The sequence below is a fragment of the Rhizobacter sp. Root1238 genome (genome assembly GCF_001425825.1).
In the GTDB taxonomy this organism is placed as follows: Bacteria; Pseudomonadota; Gammaproteobacteria; order Burkholderiales; family Burkholderiaceae_C; genus Rhizobacter.
On record NZ_LMDM01000030.1, the window covers coordinates 1 to 18,879 of the forward strand.

16 protein-coding genes and 1 pseudogene are annotated in these 18,879 nt (G+C 68.8%); 8 read left to right on the top strand and 9 right to left on the bottom strand.

The window, feature by feature from the left end; all coding sequences use genetic code 11:
• Positions 1 to 682 (bottom strand): annotated as a pseudogene (locus ASC98_RS20665) (RHS repeat protein); the annotation flags it as partial.
• A 211-nt stretch (positions 683 to 893) separates the two neighbouring features.
• Between ASC98_RS20665 and ASC98_RS30715 the strand changes: the two are divergent.
• Positions 894 to 1,172, top strand: a complete 279-nt coding sequence (locus ASC98_RS30715) for a DUF1294 domain-containing protein (protein WP_056812612.1) — start codon at positions 894 to 896, stop codon at positions 1,170 to 1,172.
• Positions 1,173 to 1,182: 10 nt separating this feature from the next.
• On the opposite strand, the gene ASC98_RS20675 is transcribed toward ASC98_RS30715, so the two are convergent.
• The 5 genes from ASC98_RS20675 to ASC98_RS20695 all read right to left on the bottom strand — a co-directional run bounded on the left by ASC98_RS20675 (position 1,183) and on the right by ASC98_RS20695 (position 7,818).
• Positions 1,183 to 1,497, bottom strand: a complete 315-nt coding sequence (locus ASC98_RS20675; protein ID WP_056812610.1) for a hypothetical protein — start codon at positions 1,495 to 1,497, stop codon at positions 1,183 to 1,185.
• A gap of 11 nt (positions 1,498 to 1,508) precedes the next feature.
• Entirely contained in the window at positions 1,509 to 2,924 is a 1,416-nt protein-coding gene (gnd, locus tag ASC98_RS20680) for a decarboxylating NADP(+)-dependent phosphogluconate dehydrogenase (RefSeq protein WP_056812713.1), read from the bottom strand.
• Positions 2,925 to 2,999: 75 nt separating this feature from the next.
• Positions 3,000 to 5,660, bottom strand: a complete 2,661-nt coding sequence (locus tag ASC98_RS31360; protein ID WP_200953061.1) for a hypothetical protein — start codon at positions 5,658 to 5,660, stop codon at positions 3,000 to 3,002.
• Positions 5,661 to 5,911: 251 nt separating this feature from the next.
• Positions 5,912 to 6,814: a tRNA glutamyl-Q(34) synthetase GluQRS gene (gene gluQRS / locus ASC98_RS20690; protein WP_369820463.1), complete on the bottom strand. Its 903-nt coding sequence runs from the start codon at positions 6,812 to 6,814 to the stop codon at positions 5,912 to 5,914.
• Positions 6,811 to 7,818, bottom strand: coding sequence for a LysR family transcriptional regulator (locus ASC98_RS20695; protein WP_056812603.1), 1,008 nt, complete (start codon positions 7,816 to 7,818; stop codon positions 6,811 to 6,813). Before ASC98_RS20695 ends, gluQRS begins: the two co-directional genes overlap by 4 nt.
• Before the next feature lie 126 nt (positions 7,819 to 7,944).
• Between ASC98_RS20695 and ASC98_RS20700 the strand changes: the two genes are divergently transcribed.
• From ASC98_RS20700 to ASC98_RS20715, 4 genes are read left to right on the top strand one after another with little or no spacing between them, the layout of a single operon-like run.
• Positions 7,945 to 8,643 carry a pirin family protein gene (locus ASC98_RS20700; protein ID WP_056812601.1) on the top strand — a complete coding sequence of 233 codons (699 nt, stop codon included), beginning with the start codon at positions 7,945 to 7,947 and terminating at the stop codon, positions 8,641 to 8,643.
• 39 nt (positions 8,644 to 8,682) lie between these two features.
• The gene (locus tag ASC98_RS20705) at positions 8,683 to 9,090 is read left to right on the top strand and encodes a DoxX family protein (RefSeq protein ID WP_082542062.1); all 408 of its coding nucleotides are present in this window, start codon (positions 8,683 to 8,685) and stop codon (positions 9,088 to 9,090) included.
• Positions 9,090 to 9,512 (top strand): OsmC family protein, encoded by a 423-nt coding sequence (locus ASC98_RS20710; RefSeq protein ID WP_056812594.1) that lies wholly within the window; start codon positions 9,090 to 9,092, stop codon positions 9,510 to 9,512. Before ASC98_RS20705 ends, ASC98_RS20710 begins: the two co-directional genes overlap by 1 nt.
• Positions 9,513 to 9,551: 39 nt before the next feature.
• The gene (locus ASC98_RS20715; protein WP_056812591.1) at positions 9,552 to 10,271 is read left to right on the top strand and encodes a DUF599 domain-containing protein; all 720 of its coding nucleotides are present in this window, start codon (positions 9,552 to 9,554) and stop codon (positions 10,269 to 10,271) included.
• Here ASC98_RS20715 and ASC98_RS20720 read toward each other — a convergent pair.
• The 3 genes from ASC98_RS20720 to ASC98_RS20730 form a co-directional block, all read right to left on the bottom strand.
• Complete coding sequence (locus ASC98_RS20720) at positions 10,237 to 11,040, bottom strand: OTU domain-containing protein (protein WP_157598060.1); 804 nt, start codon at positions 11,038 to 11,040, stop codon at positions 10,237 to 10,239. The two genes, ASC98_RS20715 and ASC98_RS20720, sit on opposite strands and share 35 nt — an antisense overlap.
• Positions 11,041 to 11,139: 99 nt before the next feature.
• The gene (gene egtB, locus ASC98_RS20725) at positions 11,140 to 12,447 is read right to left on the bottom strand and encodes an ergothioneine biosynthesis protein EgtB (protein WP_082542063.1); all 1,308 of its coding nucleotides are present in this window, start codon (positions 12,445 to 12,447) and stop codon (positions 11,140 to 11,142) included.
• Positions 12,448 to 12,506: 59 nt separating this feature from the next.
• Entirely contained in the window at positions 12,507 to 13,247 is a 741-nt protein-coding gene (locus ASC98_RS20730) for a sulfurtransferase (RefSeq protein ID WP_157598080.1), read from the bottom strand.
• 52 nt (positions 13,248 to 13,299) lie between these two features.
• Here ASC98_RS20730 and dnaE point away from each other — a divergent pair, with 52 nt between their 5' ends.
• The 3 genes from dnaE (at position 13,300) to ASC98_RS20745 (ending at position 18,599) form a co-directional block, all read left to right on the top strand.
• Positions 13,300 to 16,803 (top strand): DNA polymerase III subunit alpha, encoded by a 3,504-nt coding sequence (dnaE, locus tag ASC98_RS20735; RefSeq protein ID WP_056812583.1) that lies wholly within the window; start codon positions 13,300 to 13,302, stop codon positions 16,801 to 16,803.
• 90 nt (positions 16,804 to 16,893) lie between these two features.
• On the top strand, positions 16,894 to 17,334 hold the full coding sequence (locus ASC98_RS20740; protein WP_056812704.1) for a hypothetical protein: 441 nt from the start codon (positions 16,894 to 16,896) through the stop codon (positions 17,332 to 17,334).
• 74 nt (positions 17,335 to 17,408) lie between these two features.
• Positions 17,409 to 18,599, top strand: a complete 1,191-nt coding sequence (locus ASC98_RS20745) for a patatin-like phospholipase family protein (RefSeq protein ID WP_056812580.1) — start codon at positions 17,409 to 17,411, stop codon at positions 18,597 to 18,599.
• Positions 18,600 to 18,879: the final 280 nt, after the last annotated feature.

Here is an 18,879-nt window from a genome sequence, read left to right on the forward strand (position 1 = left end):
GGATCGGCACCGTGTTCGCACCGGCCTTCGCGTTCACCGACTGCACGGTCTCGGTGATCCGGCCCCGCGGGTCGTACCGGAAGCGGGCGAAGCCGCTCGGGTGATCGATCCGGCTCACGTGGCCGATGCTGTAGCTGTAGTCCGGGCCGGTCAGGTCCCAGCTCCACGTGGTGGTCTGGCTGGGTTGCCCGCTCTGCGTGTAGACGACGCTGGTCAACCGGCCTTCGAGGTCGTAGGTGTAGGTCTCGGTCACGCCGCGGCTGTCGGTGCGGGTCTTCAGCCGCCGGGCCGCGTCGTACGTGATGTTGGTGATGCCGGTGTCCGGGCTGATCAGCTGCGTCGCATCGCCGAAGCCGTTGCGCGGGTACTGCGTGACCAGGCTGCGCGGGTCGGTCACCTGGGTGGGCCGCCCGCCGCCGTCGTACTCGATCGCGGTCTTGCCGTTCTTCGGATCCGTCAGCTCCTTCACCCGGCCCAGCGGGTCGTAGCTCGCCTTGTTCTGCAAGTTCAGGCCCGTCGGGTCTTTGGTCACCTTGGTGGGATTTCCTTCCGCGTCGTACTCGTAGATCGTCACCGGCGTCGGCGACACCGGCGGAAGCGGGATGTCGGCGTGAGAGGGAGCGGTTGGCAGGAGCAGGCAGGTTGCGGTCGCAATGGCCGCTGCCGAGGGCGTCGTCTTCATCGGATGGATCGCGTGAGGGTGAATGGGACCACGCCATCCCACCCTCTCAACTGCCAAGGACGACTGCTTCGACGACGCGGCCGGCGGATTACACGTGATGCTCAGGGGCGTGCCAAGAGGGGCTCGCCGCAGACAACGTTGTCAAGTACATCTGTCTTTGCAGTTGTCTCGGCACAGTACGATCTCGATCCCGCACTCTGCGCGAGCAACGATGACGATCCTGTGCATCACGGCCGTGACCTATGCCGCCTTCAGTGCGATCACGTTCGTCGTCTACTCGATCGACAAGTCCGCCGCGCGCCGCCGCGGTCGACGCACACCGGAGCGCACGCTGCACCTGCTGTCGCTCGCCGGTGGCTGGCCGGGCGCGCTGCTCGCGCAGCGGTGGCTGCGGCACAAGTCCGCGAAAGCATCGTTCCGGCGCGTGTTCTGGGTCACGGTCGCCACCAACCTGATCGGCCTTGCGATGCTGTCGGCCAGCCTGCGCTGACCCGCGCGGGTCAGTCGCTCGAAGACGCCGGCTTCGCCGACGACTGCAGCTTCTCCCCACCCCGCTTCATCACCTCGCCGGTCTTCTCGACACCCTTGCGCACGACCTCGCCGGTCTTCTCGGCGCCCTTCTGGATCGCCGCGCCGGTGACCTCGGCCGCGTGCTTCACCGCATGCCCGGTCTTCGTCGCGGCGGTCGACGCCGCATGACCGACGGCCGAAGCCGCACGGTCGATCTTCGACGGCTCTTCATCGGCCCGGGCCGCGCCCGCAGCACCGGCCATGCAGGCCGCCAGCAACAACGTGGTGCGCAAGGTGTTCTTCATGCCGCTGCTCCTCAGCCGATCACTTCCGGCCACTCGGTGTGGAACATCGTGCCTTCCGGCTTGTCGATGCGCTCGTACGTGTGCGCGCCGAAGAAGTCGCGCTGCGCCTGCAGCAGGTTGGCCGACAACCGCTCCGAGCGGTAGCTGTCGTAGTAGCCCAGCGACGCGCTGAAGGCCGGCACCGGGATGCCGTTCGTCACCGCCAGCGCCACCGTCTCGCGCCAGTTCTGCTGCGTGCGGTTCAGCAGCTCCTTGAAGAACGGGTCCAGCATCAGGTTGGTCAGCTGCGGGTTGCTGCGGTACGCATCGGTGATGCGGTTCAGGAAGCGCGCGCGGATGATGCAGCCGCCGCGCCAGATCGCCGCGATGCGGCCGAGGTCCAGCCCCCAGCCCTTCTTCTCGCCCATCGTCTTCATCAGGTCCAGCCCCTGCGCGTAGCTGATCACCTTCGACGCATACAGCGCGTCGTGCACCTTGGCGACCAGTTGCGCCTTCACTGGCGACAGGTCGACCTTCGGGCCCTTCAGTTCCTTGCTGGCCGCGACGCGCTGCTTCTTCTGCGACGACAGCACGCGCGCCTCGACGGCCGCGTTGATCGTGCTGATGACCACCGCGTTCTCGGCCGCGTTCAGCAGCGTCCACTGGCCGGTGCCCTTCTGGCCGGCCTTGTCGAGGATCAGCTCGACGATCGGCTTGCCGGTCTCGGCATCGACCTGCTCCAGCGCCTTGCCGGTGATCTGGATCAGGTAGCTCTGCAGCTCGCCTTCGTTCCACTGGTTGAAGATCGCCGCCATCTCCTGCGTCGTGAAGCCGGCCGCCTTGAACAGGCTGTAGGCCTCGCAGATCAGCTGCATGTCGCCGTATTCGATCCCGTTGTGGATCATCTTCACGTAATGACCGGCGCCGCCCGGGCCGATGTGGATCACGCACGGCTCGCCATCGACCTTGGCCGAGATGGCCTCGAAGATCGGCTTCATCACCTCCCAGGTCGACAGCGGCCCGCCCGGCATGATCGACGGGCCCTTGCGCGCGCCCTCTTCACCGCCGGAGACGCCGGCGCCGATGAAGCGCAGGCCCTTGCTGGTCAGGTAGGCATCGCGCCGCTCGGTGTCGGTGTAGAGGCTGTTGCCGCCGTCGATCACGATGTCGCCGGGCGACAGCAGCGGGATCAGCTGCTCGATCACCGCATCGACCGGCGCGCCAGCCTTCACCATGATCTGGATCTTGCGCGGGGTGGCCAGGCTCTCGACGAAGGCCTCGAGCGTCGCGGCGCCGACCAGCTTCTTGCCCGGGTGGCGGGCGACGAATTCGTCGGTGACCGCCGTCGTGCGGTTGAACACGCTGACCTGGAAGCCGTGGCTTTCCACGTTCAGCACCAGGTTCTGGCCCATCACGGCCAGGCCGATCAATCCGAAATCGCTTTTCATGGTGACGTTGGCGCGCGGCCCGAAGACGTTGTGAATGGCGGCCATTTTGACGCCATTCGCGCTGCCCTGGCCGGCTCAAGGTTTCGGCCACATCCGGTCGATCCAGTCCGACCACACCTTCAGCCGCGCCGGGTCGGCCCCCATCTGCGTCGCCTTCCACAGCCCGTACTGCTCGGCCTGCTCGGTGGTGGCGCGGTAGTTCACCTGGTTCATGAAGTAGCTGCCGTCGGCCGCCTGGCCGAGCGGCGTGCGCTGGGCATCCAGGCAGTAGCGGAAGCCGGCCCACGGCTCGGGCTCGCCGAGCTGGCTGTTGTCCGGGTCGCAGCGGCGCCAGGCCGACGCCGCGGTCTGCGAATACAACGCATTGAACTGGCTGATCGCGCCGTTGACCACGCGCGGGTACAGCCCCGGCGACAACTCGTCGAGGAAGCGGTACCTGCTCTGCGCCTTGCCGTTGTTCGACGCGGTGTCGATGAAGCTGGCCACCGCCAGGTGCTTGGCGACCTGGCCGCGGCCATAGCGGCCGCGGTTGGCGAACAGGTCGGGCTGGGCCGGGTCGTACAGCACGATGCCGTTGTTGACGTATTGCGCCGACTTGATGCGCGCCTGCAGCAGCCGCACGTAGTGCGTGTCGTTGGCGGCCTTGGCGGCCGGCGTCGCGGTGCCGACCTTCATGCCGAGGTAGTCGTCGAAAGCCGTCAGGTACGGCCAGTCCATCGAGAAGTTGACCCAGTCGCTCTGCCCGCCCGGGTTCACCGACATCTGCAGCTGGTACCACTGGTTGGTGCGGTAGTACGAGCCGACGATGTTGCCGGCCTCCCATGCGTCATACCACTCGCGGGTGATCTTGCCGGTGCCGTCGGTGTCCTGCTGGTACACCATGTGCGGCGCGAGGAAGAACAGGCTGACGCTGTTGAACGGCCAGCCGTGCGCCTCGCCGCGGCCCTTCCAGGCGCCGGTGGCGGGGTCCTTGTCGCCGATGAACCACTGCTGGTTGCCTTCCAGGCCGTAGACCTGCGCCATCTCCCACTGCTTCACCGCGTTCCAGTGCAGCATGCTGGCCACCGAGCGTTCGATGAACGCGTTGGTCGTGAAGGCCGCCGGGTTCGTCGCCGTGGTCGCCGCCGACGCCAGCTTCTGCAGGTTGGCAGCGCCGACCTGCGCGCCGTACTGGCCGCTGGCGGCGATGTGGTTGCCGCGGCCGCCGCCGAGGTAGTTGTAGCCCTCCCAGCCGGCCTGCGTGAACATGGCCTTGATCTGCACGCGCTCGTCGACCTTCAGGTGGCTCCAGTCGCCATGCACGCCGTTCGGGTTCATGTGCGCGGTCAGCCATGCGAGCAGCGCCTTGTACTTGCCGTTCGGGTCCTTCTTGCCGTCGGCGGCGCTGAACTTCGCACCGGCCTCGAACGAGCCTTCGGTGGTGCTCGGCCACACGTCGTAGGGGTGCGTGGTCGGCAGCCAGGCGTTCCAGTCGGGGAACTGCATCGGGATCTGCATCTCGCGCGCGTTCATCGTCGCGGCCGGGTCCATCACCTTGTCGACCTCGGCCTGCGTGACGCTCAGCGCGCCGCTGAGCGGCTTGCCGAACAGCGCCTTGGTGGCGTCGGCGGCGTTGTCGAGCACTGCTTCCAGCCCGGCGCCGGCGGCCCATTTCGTCTCGCAGCCGATGCCGCTGCAGTCCAGGCCCGGACCCGGCTGGTACGGCGGGTTCCACGGCCGCGCCTTCGCGGCATGCGGCACGCCCTGCAGCGTGTAGCGCAGGAAGGCTGCGATCTGCCTGCCCTGCGTTTCGCTCAGGCCGTGGTAGCGGCTGCGTTGCACGATCGCGTTGTTCGAGTAGTTGAAATACTGCAGGTCGCGGCCGTCTTCGGCATGGCACGACGAGCAGGCGGCCTGCAGCTTGCGACTGACCAGCGGCGACTTGGCCAGCGCACCGCGCGCGCTCCACAGCGCGCGGCCGGGCTCGACGTCGCCGGTCATCGCCTGGCCGGCGTTCTTCTCGACGAGCGGGTCGACGCGCACCACCGGGTTGCTCGCGAGGCTGGCATCGGCATCGTTGCGCAGTTGCACGTCGAGCACGCGAAAGCCGTTGGACTCGCCGTCGGTGCCGTTGAAACGGAACTGGATGCGGTTGCCCTTCGGCCACGCGACCAGGCGCGCGCGCGTCGCGGCGTCGAGCGCGAGCGTGATGCGGGTCGTGAAGAAGCCGCCGTTGACGCCGCCATGGACGCGCTCGTTGTCAGCCAGCGTGACGGTCTGGTCGGTGATGTCGACCCATGGCACCTGGGCCTCGCCGGCGGCGTCGGTGCCGCCGAGCACGCGCAGGCTGGCCTTGACCTTCGGCGGCGTCGCGTTCAGCGCCTCGAACTCGGGGGCGCCATAGAAGCCGCAGCGGTGGCACAGCAGGTAGAGCCTGGTGGCCGACGCGAGCTTGCCGCTGTCTAGGTCGAGCCGGGTCTCGACGACCAGCGGCGCTTTCGGCGAGCCGTCGCCGAGCACTTCGATCGGCAGCGTCAGCGCCGCGGGTTGGGCGGGGGCGGGGGCAGGGGCGGGCGACGGAGCCGGCGCGGGGGCAGGAGCCGGCGAGGGAGAAGGTGCGGGCGCAGGAGCGGGCGAGGGTGCCGGGCTGGGGGCCGGCGCGGGGGCCGGGGCCGGCGAAGGCGCCGAGCCCACCGGTGCCGGGGCCACCTTGTCGCCGTCATCCGACCCGGCGCCGCAGCCCCCGAGCAGCATCATCGACAGGAAAAGAGTGGAAACGGTTCCGCCCACGCGGGCGGCTCGGCTGCTTCGGATCATCATGCGGGGGTGTCGGACGTATCGCGATCGCCGATGGATGACGCGGCACGGCTGACGCGTTGCGTCAGTCCGGCTTCAGTTCGCGTCGCATCCTGCCGGGAAAGGCGGCGTGTGCCTGCGGTTGTTCTGGATGCGGGCATCGAAGCAGGTCGCATGCCGCGGCCGGGCCGCGCTTGCGATTGGATGCAATTTCAGCGGGCGCGCGGCGCTGGCGCAGCCCGCCATTGCGCGACGCATTCGGCCAGCAGCGTCGGCGTGTCGGCGGCCTGCGGTTGCAAGCCCAGCGCCGCGGCGGCCTCGCGCAACGCGAGCGACGGCTGCGCCAGGTCGAGCGGCGCCGCACCGTTCTGCTTCGACAGCTTCTCGCCGTTCGCGCCCCGCACCAGCGGCGTGTGCAGGTACTGCGGCGTCGGCAGGCCCAGCAGCCGCTGCAGGTGGATCTGGCGCGGCGTGTTGTCGGCCAGGTCTTCGCCGCGCACGACGTGCGTGATGCCTTGCAGCGCGTCGTCGACGACCACCGCGAGCTGGTAGGCCCACAGCCCGTCGGCGCGGTGCAGCACGAAGTCGCCGACTGCCTGTGTCAGGTTCTGCTGTTGCGCGCCGAGGCGGCGGTCGTGCCAGTCGATCGCGATGTCGCCAACGTTCGCATCGCTGCTGAGCACCCGCGTCGCACGCGCCGGCCTGCCGTTCAGCCCGTGACGGCAGGTGCCGGGGTAGACGAGTTCGCCGTGCCGCGGCTTGCCGTGGCCGGCGGCTTCCAGCGCGAGTGCGATGTCGCGCCGCGTGCAGCCGCAGGGGTAGACCTGCCCGGCCGCGCGCAGCGCGCCGAGCGCGGCCTCGTAGTGCGCGCCGCGTTGCGACTGCCAGGCCGGCGGCTCGTCGGGCAGCAGCCCGCATTGCGCGAGCTGCGACAGGATCTGCGCATCGGCACCCGGCACGCAGCGCGGCGTGTCGACGTCCTCGATGCGCACCAGCCACGCCCCGTCATGGGCCCGCGCATCGAGCCAGCTCGCAAGCGCCGCGACCAGCGAGCCGGCGTGCAGCGCACCGGTGGGCGACGGCGCGAACCGCCCGCGGTACGGCCGGTCGATCAAGCGCCCCCCAACGGCAGCAAGCCGCTGTGGCGTTCGACCAGCGCGCTGCGCGTGGCCGGGCTCTCCAGCTGCGACAGCCACCAGCGCAGCGCCAGCCCCAGCTGCGGCTTGCGGGCCGCGCTGCCGGCCGGCGCGCTGCGCCATGCATAGCCGAGGCGCGAGACCTGCGTCGGGCGCTGCACCGGCTTGACGACCAGCCGGCCTGCCGCGATGTGCTCGCGCACCAGCGGCTCGGGCAGGAAGCCGCAGCCGAGGCAGCGCAGCTGGGCCTCGATCTTGTTCTGCATCGTCGCGACGGTCAGCACGTCCTGCCCGGGCAGCAGGTTCACCGTCAGTGGCGCCATGCGCTGCGCCGAATCGGCGACCGCCACCGCACGGTGGCGGATGAGGTCGGCGTCGCTCAGCACGCCGTCGGCGTGGGCCAGCGGATGGTGCGGTGCGACCGCGAACACGAAACTGATGCTGCCGAGCGGCTGCATCTGGATGCCGGGCGGCATCGTGCGGTCCACGCCGACACCGATCGCCAGGTCGGCCTGCCCGCTGACCAGCGCCTCCCAGGTGCCGGCCAGCACCTCGGTGCGCAGCCGCAGCCGTGTGCCCGGCCCGCCGCCGGTGGCGCCGGGCGCCTCCGGGCTCAGCGCATAGAAGGCCTCGCACAGCTCGAACAGCGTGGCGCGCGACATGATGCCGTCGACCGCGATCGTCAGCTGCGTCTCCCAGCCGGTGGCGACCCGCTTGACGCGGTTCGCCACCGCATCCATCTCCTCCAGCAGCCGCCGGCCCTCGTGCAGCAGCTCCTCGCCGGCGGCCGTCAGCCTGGCCTGGCGCGAGCGGCGGTCGAACAGCAGCACGTCGAGCGCGTCCTCGAGCTGGCGCACGTTGTAGGTCAACGCCGACGGCACCTTGCCGAGCTCGCGCGCGGCCGCCGCAAAGCTGCCGGTGCGGGCGATGACGTCCATCATCGCGAGCGCTTCGGGGGTCAGGACGTTGCGGGAACTGGTCATGGCGAGGCCGTCGGAGTTTCGTTCATCTTATTTGAACGAACGCTTCAACGCGCGGCCCGTGATGGGCTGGGGAGCGGCGCCTACAGTCTCTTCACACCCGAGAGATCACCACTGAAAGGACACGACATGCTCACCCTGCGCAAATCGACTGAACGTGGCTACGCCGACCACGGCTGGCTGAAGTCGTTCCACAGCTTCTCGTTCGCCGACTACTACGACCCGAAGCACATGGGCTTCGGCAACCTGCGCGTGATCAACGAAGACCGCATCGCCCCGGGCACCGGCTTCGGCACGCACGGTCACCGCGACATGGAGATCGTGTCGTACGTGTTGTCGGGTGCGCTCGGCCACAAGGACAGCATCGGCAACGGCGCGCAGATCGTGCCGGGCGACGTGCAGCGCATGAGCGCCGGCCGCGGCATCCAGCACAGCGAATACAACCATGCGGCGCAGGACACGACGCACTTCCTGCAGATCTGGATCGAGCCCAACGTGCGCGGCATCGAGCCGGGCTACGAGCAGAAGCACTTCGACGCGGCGCAAAAGCGCGGCACACTGCGCCTGGTCGCGAGCCCCGATGGCCGCGAGAACTCGGTGAAGCTGCACGCCAACGCGGCGCTGTATGCCGGGCTGTTCGACGGCGACGAGCGCGCCGAGCTGGCGCTGCCGGCGAACCGCAAGGCCTATGTGCACGTGGTGCGCGGCAGCGTCGAGGTGAATGGCCAGGCCTTGTCGGCAGGCGACGCGGCGATGCTGGCCGACGAACCGGCGCTGCAGATCGGCGCCGGGCGCGATGCCGAAGTGCTGGTTTTCGATCTGCAGTGACCCTGTTGTTCCACTCACTCCAACCGAGGACGACCCATCATTTTTGAACGCCTTCAAAACCCGCTCGCGCTGGCCGCGCGCATCCTGCTGGCCCTGATGTTCGTGCTGGCCGGCTTCAGCAAGCTGACCGGCTTCGAGGGCACGGTGGGCTACATCGCGTCGAAGGGCCTGCCGTTGCCGCAGGTCGGCGCGGCGATCGCGCTGCTGGTCGAGATCGTCGGCGGCATCGCGCTGATCGTCGGCTGGAACGCCCGCTGGGCGGCCGCCGTGCTGGCGGTGTTCACCGCGGCCGCGACGGTGATCTTCCACAACTTCTGGGCGGTGCCGGCCGACCAGGCGATGGTGCAGAACCTGATGTTCATGAAGAACGTCTCGGTGATCGGCGGGCTGCTCGCGATCGTGGCCTTCGGCGCCGGTGCGCTGAGCCTGGACGCGAAGCGTCGCTGATGACCATCGACGCCCACCTTCACCGTCAGCCCGCCGCGGGCGACCGCCCCGCCAGCGCGTTGACGCTGTTGACCAATGGCCGCCACGCGTGGGCCGCCGACGTGGAGCGCACGCTCGGCGGCACCGATGCCGCGCCGAGCCCGCACGACCTGCTGGACTCGGCGCTGGCCGCCTGCACCACGCTGACGCTGGAGCTCTACATCCGCCGCAAGGCGCTGGCCGTGCGCTCGCTGCACGTGCAGGTCGACCACGTCGAGACGCGGGGCGACGACGGCGGCGTGCGCTACCGGATGCAGCGGCGCATCCACATCGACGGTGATCTGTTGGAGGCCGAGCGCGCACGGCTGCTCGAGATCGCCGGCAAGTGCCCGATCCACCGGGTGCTCGAAGGGCAGACGCAGATCGAGACCACGCTGACGTAGAGCGGGGGCCGGGGGGACATCCCCGTTAAAGTCGCCGCCATGGACATCATCCTGAAACTCGTGGCGGTGCTGCCCTGGTCGGACTGGGCGGCCCTGGTGGCGTTCTTCGGCGCCTGGGCCGGCTACATCTGGTTCGCGCACCGGCGCGCGCTGACGCAGCCGTCGATCCTCGCGTCGACCAACCGGGTGCGGCGCGAATGGATGCTGCAGACCACCTACCGCGAGGTGCGCGTGATCGACGGCGTGGTGCTGCAGAACCTGTCGACCAGCCCGTCGTTCTTCGCGTCGACCACCATCCTGATCATCGGCGGGCTGCTCGCGGTGCTGGGCACCAGCGACAAGGCCACCGAGATCGTGCGTGACCTGCCGTTCGCGGCCCGCACCTCGGTGCTGGTGTTCGACCTGAAGATCGTGCTGCTGCTCAGCATCTTCGTCTACGCGTTCTTCCGCTTCACCTGGTCGATGCGGCAGTACACCTTCGGCGCGCTGCTGATCGCGGCCGCGCCGGAAGCCACGCAGTTCCTCGAGCAGGGCTCCGACGGCGAGGTGCGCCGGCAGGCCTTTGCGAAGAAGGCGGGCGGCGTCGTCAGCATGGCGGCGGAGACCTTCAACGACGGGCTGCGGGCGTACTACCTGTCGTTCGCCGCGGTGGCCTGGTTCTTCTCGCCGCTGATCTTCATGCTCGCGACGGCCGGCGTGGTGTACGTGCTGTACCAGCGGGAGTTCAGGTCGGACGTGCTGGCGGTGCTGAACACCTGATGGGTCGGTAGTGGGCGCCGTCCAGGGCGACCCGGACGCGGCGGCCTGCGCCGAAGACGATCGGCTTGGCAGCACTCGCATAGCCGGTGACGATTTCCAGCTGCAGCTTGCGCAGCCAGTGCACGACCAGCGCGGCGCACAGGTCGCCGGCATCGTGATTCCAGCTGCCGCTGGTGCGCACCTGCTCGACCATCTGCTGTTGGGCCGGCGTCAGGTGGCATGCACCTGGTGACCACTCAACGGTCGCGAGGTACGGCTTGTCGTCCAGCAGTTGCTGCACCTGCGCGTCGTCGGTCGCGGCATTCAACTGCATGAACCCATCGGCCAGTTGGTCTGCCAGCGCGCAGCGGATCGCCCGGGGCGTCGGTGCCGTCCCGAGCGCGTCACGCAATTCGTCCGGTGCGACCTCGATCAACGAGTGGAAGAAGCAGTCTCCATCGCTTGGTACCTCCTTCGTGCGGAAGGTGTCGCGGTAGGACGGGACGACCTTTGGCTGCCGCGGCGCTTCGGGTGCCAATGAGTCGAGCAGGTGGACATACGCCTGCTCCTGCTGCTGCGCTGACAGGTCGCAGAGCTCAGCGATGCGCTTCGCACCGAAGGCACTGAAGAGTGTCTCGTCGCGCTCGATGGAGCCGAAGGCCGGCAGCACGGGGCACCGGCTGGCGGACTTCCTCGCGGACGCGATGGACGCACCGATGTGCGCGTCGTCTTCACCGTGCCCGTTGCGCTGTGGCTCTGCCTTCACCCGTCGTGCACCAACCCTGTCCATCTTGTCGCTCCAGCCCCGGCCTTCCGGGAGACTGGCGCTTGGTAACGGCGAGACGGTGTTAGGTTCCCTTCGCGGTGCATTCGCACGGGTCGAGTCTGGTCAGCTCGCGTCGCGCGCCAGCCGCAACCCGCTGAACTGCCACTGCACCTCCGGCGGGAAGAAGTTGCGGTAGCTCGCCCGCACATGCCCGGCCGGCGTTGCGCAGGAGCCGCCGCGCAGCACCATCTGCTGGCTCATGAACTTGCCGTTGTACTCGCCGACCGCACCGGGCAGCACCTTGTAGCCGGGGTAGGGCAGGTAGCTCGATTGCGTCCATTCCCAGACGTCGCCGAACAACTGCGAGGGCGCATCGGCCGGCGCATCGGCGACCGGCATCGGGTGGAAGGCGCCGCTGTCGGCGAAGTTGGATTTCGACTGCGGCCGGGCCTGCCGCGCGGCGCATTCCCATTCGGCCTCGGTCGGCAGCCGCGCGCCGGCCCAGCGCGCATAGGCGTCGGCCTCGAAGTAGCTCAGGTGGCAGGCCGGTGTGTGCGGGTCGACCGCCATCTCGCCGTGCAGCGTGTGCGTGAACCACGCGTCGCCGTCGCGCCGCCAGTACAGCGGCGCCTGGTGGCCGCCGTTGCGCACCCAGTCCCAGCCAAGCGAGAGCCACAACTCCGGCCGCCGGTAGCCGCCGTCGTCGATGAAGGCCATCCATTCGCCGTGGCTGACCGGCCGCGAGGCGAGTTCGAACGGCGCGATGAAGCTGCGGTGCCGCGGCGTCTCGTTGTCGAAGCAGAACGCGCCGTCGCGCTCGGGGTCGTGGCCCAGGTCGAACAGGCCGCCTTCATAGCCGAACCAGCGCAGCGCCTGCGGCTGCACCGCGCTGATCGGCCAGCGCTTGCCGTAGCCCGGGTGGCCGGGGCTGAACGACAGCGCGTGCTTGATGTCGGTCAGCAACAGCTCCTGGTGCTGCTGCTCATGGTGCAGCCCGAGCGTGACCAGCGCGGCCAGTTCGGCGTCGCCGGCCCGCTGCGCGATCAGCGCCTGCATGCGCGCATCGACATCGGCGCGGTAGCGCAGCACGTCGGCCAGCGCCGGGCGCGTCACCAGCCCGCGCTTCGCGCGCGGGTACTGGTCGCCGATGCCGTTGTAGTAGCTGTTGTAGAGCACGCGGAAGCGCGCATCGTGCGGCTGGAAATCGTGCTCGAAGCGCTCCAGCAGGAAGGTCTCGAAGAACCAGGTGACGTGCGCCAGGTGCCACTTGGTCGGGCTCGCGTCGGGCATCGACTGCACCTGGCAGTCTTCGGGCGACAGCGGCGCGGCCAGCGCGAGGCTGGTCTCGCGGACCTGGGCATACCGATTGCCGAGCGGACTGTTGGGCTGGAGGGGAAGGTTGCCGCTGCGGGGCAGGGGATGAGGCTGCATCGGTGTCTCCTGCGGTGTGGACAGGTCCGGGCGCTTGGGTCGCGCCGATCGCAGGCACCTTACACCGATCTCGTCGGCAGCAGCGCCGCGTCGACGGATTCCCTTTCATCGAACACGAAACAGTGGCCGTCGAAGTGCTTGCCGCCGGCCTCCTCGAAGTACTTCAGGATGCCGCCTTCGAGCTGCAGCACGTTCTGCACGCCGGCCTCGGCCATGAACAGCGCCGCCTTCTCGCAGCGGATGCCGCCGGTGCAGTAGCTGACCACCGTCTTGCCCTGCAGCTCGGCCGCATGATCGCGCAGCGCCTGCGGGAATTCGGTGAATTTCTCGATGCGCCAGTCGAGCGCATGCGCAAAGCGGCCGTGGTCGACCTCGAAGGCATTGCGGGTGTCGAGCATCACGACCTCGCGGCCGGCATCGTCGTGGCCGGCATCGAGCCAGCGCGACAGCGTCTGCGCATCGACGGCCGGCGCGCGCCCCGCCTCGGGTCGGAACTGCGGGTGGTTCATGCGGATGATCTCCGGCTTGACCTTCACCAGCAGCTTGCCGAAGGGCACGGCATCCGACAGGCTCTCTTTCGGTGCCAGCGGCGCGAAGCGTGCATCGCTGCGCAGCCAGGCCACGAAGCCGCGCACCGCGTCGGGCGCACCGGCCAGGAACAGGTTGATGCCCTCTTCGGCGAGCAGCACCGTGCCCTTCAGGACGCGCTCCGCCGCTTGTGAGCGAATGCTCTCGCGCAGCGCCTGCGTGTCCGTCAGGGTCACGAACAGGTAGGCGGAGATGTTGAGGACGGGTTTCAGTTTCATACGCAGCGCGGCATTTTACGGAGCCCCCGCTCCCTAAAATGCCCGGATGGCCTTCATTCACCTGCGCACCCACACCGAGTTCTCCGTCGTCGATGGCACCCTCCGGATCGACGAGCTGGTGGATGCAGCAGCGCAAGACCACCAGCCGGCGCTCGCGATCACCGACCTGTCGAACCTGTTCGGCGCGGTCAAGTTCTACAGCGCGGCCCGCAAGAAGGGCGTGCAGCCGATCGTCGGCGCCGACATCTGGCTCGAACCCGATGCCAGCGTCGGTGAGAAGAATCCGAGCCGCCTGCTGCTGCTGGTGCAGAGCGCGGCGGGGTATCACAACCTGTGCGAGCTGCTGTCGCGCGGCTGGGTGCTGAACGCGCAGCGCGCGCAGGCCTGGCACAAGCTCGAGTGGCTGCAGGAACTGAACGGCGGGCTGATCGCGCTGTCGGGCGCCGAGATGGGCTCGATCGGCCAGGCGCTGATGGCGCAGGACACCGCGCGCGCCACCGCCGCGGCGCAGAAGCTCGCGGCCATTTTCGACAAGCGCTTCTACCTGGAGCTGCAGCGCGCCGGCCAGCCGACCAACGAGGCCCATGTGCGCGCCGCGGTGCCGCTGGCCGCCGCGCTGCGCCTGCCGGTGGTGGCGACCCACCCGGTGCAGTTCCAGACGCCGGACGATTTCGAGGCGCACGAGGCCCGCACCTGCATCGCCGAAGGCGAGACGCTGACCAACCCGCGCCGCGTCAAGCGCTTCACGCGCGAGCAGTACTTCAAGTCGCAGGCGCAGATGGAGGCGTTGTTCGCCGACCTGCCGAGCGCGCTGGCCAACAGCGTCGAGATCGCGAAGCGCTGCAGCCTGACGCTGGTGCTGGGCAAGCCGCAGCTGCCCGATTTCCCGACGCCCGAGGTCCACGGCGAGCGCATGCTGCCCGAGGCCTACTTCCGCTACGCGTCGCACGAAGGCCTGAAGGAGCGGATGCTCCACCTGTACCCGAACGAAGCCGATCGCGAACGCGAGATGCCGCGCTACATCGAGCGCCTCGACTTCGAGATCAACACGATCCTGAAGATGGGCTTCCCCGGCTACTTCCTGATCGTGGCCGACTTCATCATCTGGGCCAAGAACAACGGCTGCCCGGTCGGCCCGGGCCGCGGCTCGGGCGCCGGCTCGCTGGTGGCCTACGCGCTGAAGATCACCGACCTCGACCCGCTGCGCTACAACCTGCTGTTCGAGCGCTTCCTGAACCCGGAGCGGGTGTCGATGCCCGACTTCGACATCGACTTCTGCCAGGGCAACCGCGACCGCGTCATCGACTACGTGAAGGACAAGTACGGCCGCGAGGCCGTCAGCCAGATCGCGACCTTCGGCACCATGGCGGCCAAGGCCGCGCTGCGCGACGTCGGCCGCGTGCTCGGCATGGGCTACGGCCACGTCGACGGCATCGCGAAGCTGGTGCCGGCACCGCCCGGCAAGACCGTCACGCTGAAGCGCCCCGGCGACAAGCCCGACAGCGGCATCATCTACGCGCGCACCGAGGCGCCCGAGATCGAGGAGCGCGAGAAGAACGAGGAAGAAGTGGCCGAGCTGCTCGCGCTGGCCGAGCGTGTCGAAGGCATGGTGCGCAACATCGGCATGCATGCCGGCGGCGTGCTGATCGCGCCCGGCAAGATCACCGACTTCTGCCCGCTGTACATGCAGCCCGGCAGCAACAACGCGGTCAGCCAGTTCGACAAGGACGACGTCGAGGCGATCGGCCTGGTGAAGTTCGACTTCCTGGGCCTCGCGACGCTGACCATCCTGGAGATGGCGAAGGATTTCATCGTCGCGCGCCATCCGGCGCGCAAGGATTTCGCATTCGACAAGATCCCGCTGAACGACCGCGGTGCCTACCAGCTGATGAGCGAGGGCAAGACGGTCGCGGTGTTCCAGCTGGAATCGTCGGGCATGCAGCGCATGCTGAAGGACGCGAAGCCGAGCGTCTTCGAGGACATCATCGCGCTGGTGGCGCTGTACCGCCCGGGCCCGATGGACCTGATCCCGAGCTTCTGCGCGCGCAAGCACGGCCGCGAGGAAGTGGAGTACCCGCACCCGCTGATGAAGGAGGTGCTGGAAGAGACCTACGGGATCATGGTCTACCAGGAGCAGGTGATGCAGGTCGCCCAGCGCCTGGGCGGCTACTCGCTCGGCGGCGCCGACCTGCTTCGCCGCGCGATGGGCAAGAAGAAGCTCGAGGAGATGGTCAAGCACCGCGCGACCTTCGCCGAAGGCGCGGCCGGCAACGGCATCGCCGAGCCGCTGGCCAACGAGATCTTCGACCTGATGGAGAAGTTCGCGGGCTACGGCTTCAACAAGTCGCACGCCGCCGCCTACGCCCTGCTCGCGTACCACACGGCCTGGCTGAAGGTGCACTACCTGGCCGAGTTCACCGCGGCCAACATGAGCGTCGCGCTGGACGACACCGACAAGCTCAAGATCTTCCACGACGACGCGGTGATGCTGGGCATCACCTTCGAGCCGCCGAACATCAACACCGGCACCCACCGCTTCGAGCCGGTGGCCGACGACGTGGTGCGCTACGGCCTGGGCGCGATCAAGGGCACCGGCCAGAGCGCGATCGAGGCGATCGTGCAGGCGCGTACGGACGGCGGTCCGTTCAAGAGCCTGTTCGACTTCTGCGCGCGGGTCGACCGCAGCCGCATCAACAAGCGCACTGTCGAGGCGTTGATCAAGGCCGGCGCGTTCGACCTGCTGCACCCGGAGCGTTCGCTGCTGGTCGCGAGCATCGGGCTGGCCTTCGAGTACGCCGACACGCAGGCGGCGCATGCGGACCAGGGCGGGCTGTTCGACTTCGGGGATTCCCATGCGGCATCGACACAGGAGCCCGAGCTGGTGCAGGTGCCGCCGTGGAGCATCAAGGAGCGGCTCAGCTTCGAGAAGGTCGCGCTCGGCTTCTACCTGTCGGGCCACCTGTTCGACCAGAGCGGCGACGAGGTGCGGCGCTTCGCGAAGCGCAAGATCGCCGACGTGATCGACAGCCGCGAGCCGCAGATGCTGGCCGGCATCGTCGGCGACCTGCGCGTGATCAACGGCCAGCGCGGTCGCGTCGCGATCTTCAAGCTCGACGACAAGAGCGAGGCGATCGAGGCGGTGGCGAATGAAGAATTGCTGAACGCCAACAAGGACCTGCTGAAGGACGACGAACTGATCATCGTCTCCGGCAAGGTGCAGCCCGACCGCTTCTCCGGCGGCATGCGGCTGAACGTGCAGCAGGTGTGGGACCTGGCGACCGCGCGCTGCCGCTTCGGCAAGTACCTGCGGGTCGAGGTCAACGGCAGCGTGCCGCCGGTGGCCGAGGTGCTGCGCGACTTCCCGAGCCGCCGCGTGCAGACCGACCAGGGCACGACGACGCAGGGCCTGGCGGTGCGGCTGGTGGTGCAGCGCGACGCGGCCATCGGCGAGCTCGACCTGGGCGAGGAAGGGCGCTTCTTTCCGAGCGATGCGGCGCTGGCCCGCTGGCTCGAAAGCGCACACGGCCGGGCGAATGTTGTTTACGAATAGTCACCAGTTGTCTGTTCGTGAGTCGGCTCTCAACGCCGCGGAAACGTTTTGACGTCATCATCAGCGCGAAGCCACTCGCAGGAGATGTTCATGAAGCAAGCCATCACCCTCATCGCCCTGGTTGCCGCCGGCGTGTCCGCGTATGCGGGCACCAACGTCGGCGTGTCGGTCAGCGTCAACCAGCCCGGCGTCTATGGCCGCATCGACATCGGCAATGCGCCGCCGCCGGTCGTCATCAACCCGCAGCCGATCATCATCCAGCAGCCCCCGACGGTGGTCGTCGAGCGCCGTCCGATCTACCTGCGCGTGCCGCCGGGCCACCAGAAGAACTGGGGCCGCTATTGCGGCCAGTACGCGGCCTGCGGCCAGCCGGTCTACTTCGTGCGCGAAGACTGGTACCAGGAGCACTGGCGCCGTGAGCACGAACATGACCACGATCGCCACGACGACCGCGGCCGGGGCCATGGCCGCGGACACGACAAGCATGACCGGCACGACGACCACGACCACGATGACCGTCGCGGCCGCTGAGATCGGTGGGGGGCCGGCGGCTGCGGGCTGAACCCGATCCGCCGGTGCGCGCGGCCTGACTACACTCGGGCCCCATGCCGCCACCACCCACGACGGGCCTGATCCTCACCGGAGGCGGCGCCCGTGCCGCCTACCAGGTCGGCGTCCTGAAAGCCCTTGCGCAGATCCGCCGCGAGGTCTCGCCTGACGACCGCAGCAATCCCTTTCCCGTGATCACCGGCACCTCGGCCGGCGCGATCAATGCGGCCGCGCTGGCCAGCCACTGCGACGATTTCGACGCCGCGGTCGCGGCGCTGTGCTCGGTGTGGGAGAACTTCCGCGCCGAGCAGGTGTACCGCTCCGATTCGTTCGGCGTGATCCGCACCGGCGCGCGCTGGCTGACGATGATGTCGATCGGCTGGGTGATCGCGCGCTGGCGCCGTGCGCGGCCGCGCTCGCTGCTCGACAACTCGCCGCTCGAGGCGCTGCTGACGCAGATGGTGTCAGTGGGCCGGCTGCGCGAACTGATGACGGCCGGGCACCTGCAGGCGCTGGCGGTCACTGCGTCGAGCTACAGCTCGGGCACGCATGTGACCTTCTACGATTCGGTGCAGGACATCGTGCCGTGGACGCGCTCGCAGCGTGTCGCGGTGCGCGATGCGATCACGGTGCCGCACCTGCTGGCCTCGGCCGCGATCCCGTTCGTGTTCCCGGCCGTGCCGCTGAACTTCGAGGGCATGGTCGAGTACTTCGGCGACGGTTCGATGCGGCAATCGGCGCCGATCTCGCCGGCGGTGCACCTGGGCGCGAGCCGCATCCTGGTGGTCGGTGCCGGCCGCATGCACGAACCGCCGGGGCGCCGTCGGGTGAACGGCGAGTACCCGAACATCGCGCAGATCGCCGGCCATGCGCTGTCGAACATTTTTCTGGATGCGCTGGCGGTGGACGTGGAGCGGCTGCAGCGGGTCAACAACACGCTGTCGCTGCTGCCGCCCGAGGCCTTGGCTCGCACCAGCCTGCGGCCGATCGACGTGCTGGTGATCGCGCCGAGCGAGCGGCTGGACGACCTCGCGGCCAAGCACCTGGCGAGCCTGCCGGCGCCGGTGCGCGCGCTGCTGCGCGGCGTGGGGGTGTCGGGGCGGGGCGTCGACACGCGGGGGGCGGCGTTGGCGAGCTACCTGCTGTTCGAGGCGCCTTACACCCGTGAACTCGTTGCCCTGGGCGTTGCCGATACGCTGAAGCGGCGGGAGGAAGTCGCGCGCTTCTTCGGCTGGCTTGTTGAGTGAGGCTGCCCGTCGTTCGGCGGTGGGTGACGAAGGCGCGGGTGGGGAGGCTGTGGCGCGCCGTCGGGGGCGGTCATCGCCCCGTGGGGGCGATGACTTCCCTCCGCTGACTGGCTTCATGGCCCGTCGCCGAAACTCCCTCCGCTCACTTCGTTCGCTGTGGTCAAACAGTCGGCGACAGTCAGTCCACGAAGCGTGCTGCGCACGCGGGCCATGAAGCCAGCCAGCTCCGGCGCCCCCTCCTTATTGGCGCGCCACAGCCTCCCCACCCGCGCCTTTTGCG

What these genes read in the sequence shown, in the direction of transcription:
- ASC98_RS30715 (WP_056812612.1), top strand. Translation starts at nt 894, where the DNA reads ATGACGATCCTGTGCATCACGGCCGTGACCTATGCCGCCTTCAGTGCG.
- ASC98_RS20675 (WP_056812610.1), bottom strand. Translation starts at nt 1,497, where the DNA reads ATGAAGAACACCTTGCGCACCACGTTGTTGCTGGCGGCCTGCATGGCC.
- gnd (WP_056812713.1), bottom strand. Translation starts at nt 2,924, where the DNA reads ATGAAAAGCGATTTCGGATTGATCGGCCTGGCCGTGATGGGCCAGAAC.
- ASC98_RS31360 (WP_200953061.1), bottom strand. Translation starts at nt 5,660, where the DNA reads ATGATGCTGCTCGGGGGCTGCGGCGCCGGGTCGGATGACGGCGACAAG.
- ASC98_RS20695 (WP_056812603.1), bottom strand. Translation starts at nt 7,818, where the DNA reads ATGACCAGTTCCCGCAACGTCCTGACCCCCGAAGCGCTCGCGATGATG.
- ASC98_RS20700 (WP_056812601.1), top strand. Translation starts at nt 7,945, where the DNA reads ATGCTCACCCTGCGCAAATCGACTGAACGTGGCTACGCCGACCACGGC.
- ASC98_RS20710 (WP_056812594.1), top strand. Translation starts at nt 9,090, where the DNA reads ATGACCATCGACGCCCACCTTCACCGTCAGCCCGCCGCGGGCGACCGC.
- ASC98_RS20715 (WP_056812591.1), top strand. Translation starts at nt 9,552, where the DNA reads ATGGACATCATCCTGAAACTCGTGGCGGTGCTGCCCTGGTCGGACTGG.
- ASC98_RS20720 (WP_157598060.1), bottom strand. Translation starts at nt 11,040, where the DNA reads ATGGACAGGGTTGGTGCACGACGGGTGAAGGCAGAGCCACAGCGCAAC.
- egtB (WP_082542063.1), bottom strand. Translation starts at nt 12,447, where the DNA reads ATGCAGCCTCATCCCCTGCCCCGCAGCGGCAACCTTCCCCTCCAGCCC.
- dnaE (WP_056812583.1), top strand. Translation starts at nt 13,300, where the DNA reads ATGGCCTTCATTCACCTGCGCACCCACACCGAGTTCTCCGTCGTCGAT.
- ASC98_RS20740 (WP_056812704.1), top strand. Translation starts at nt 16,894, where the DNA reads ATGAAGCAAGCCATCACCCTCATCGCCCTGGTTGCCGCCGGCGTGTCC.
- ASC98_RS20745 (WP_056812580.1), top strand. Translation starts at nt 17,409, where the DNA reads ATGCCGCCACCACCCACGACGGGCCTGATCCTCACCGGAGGCGGCGCC.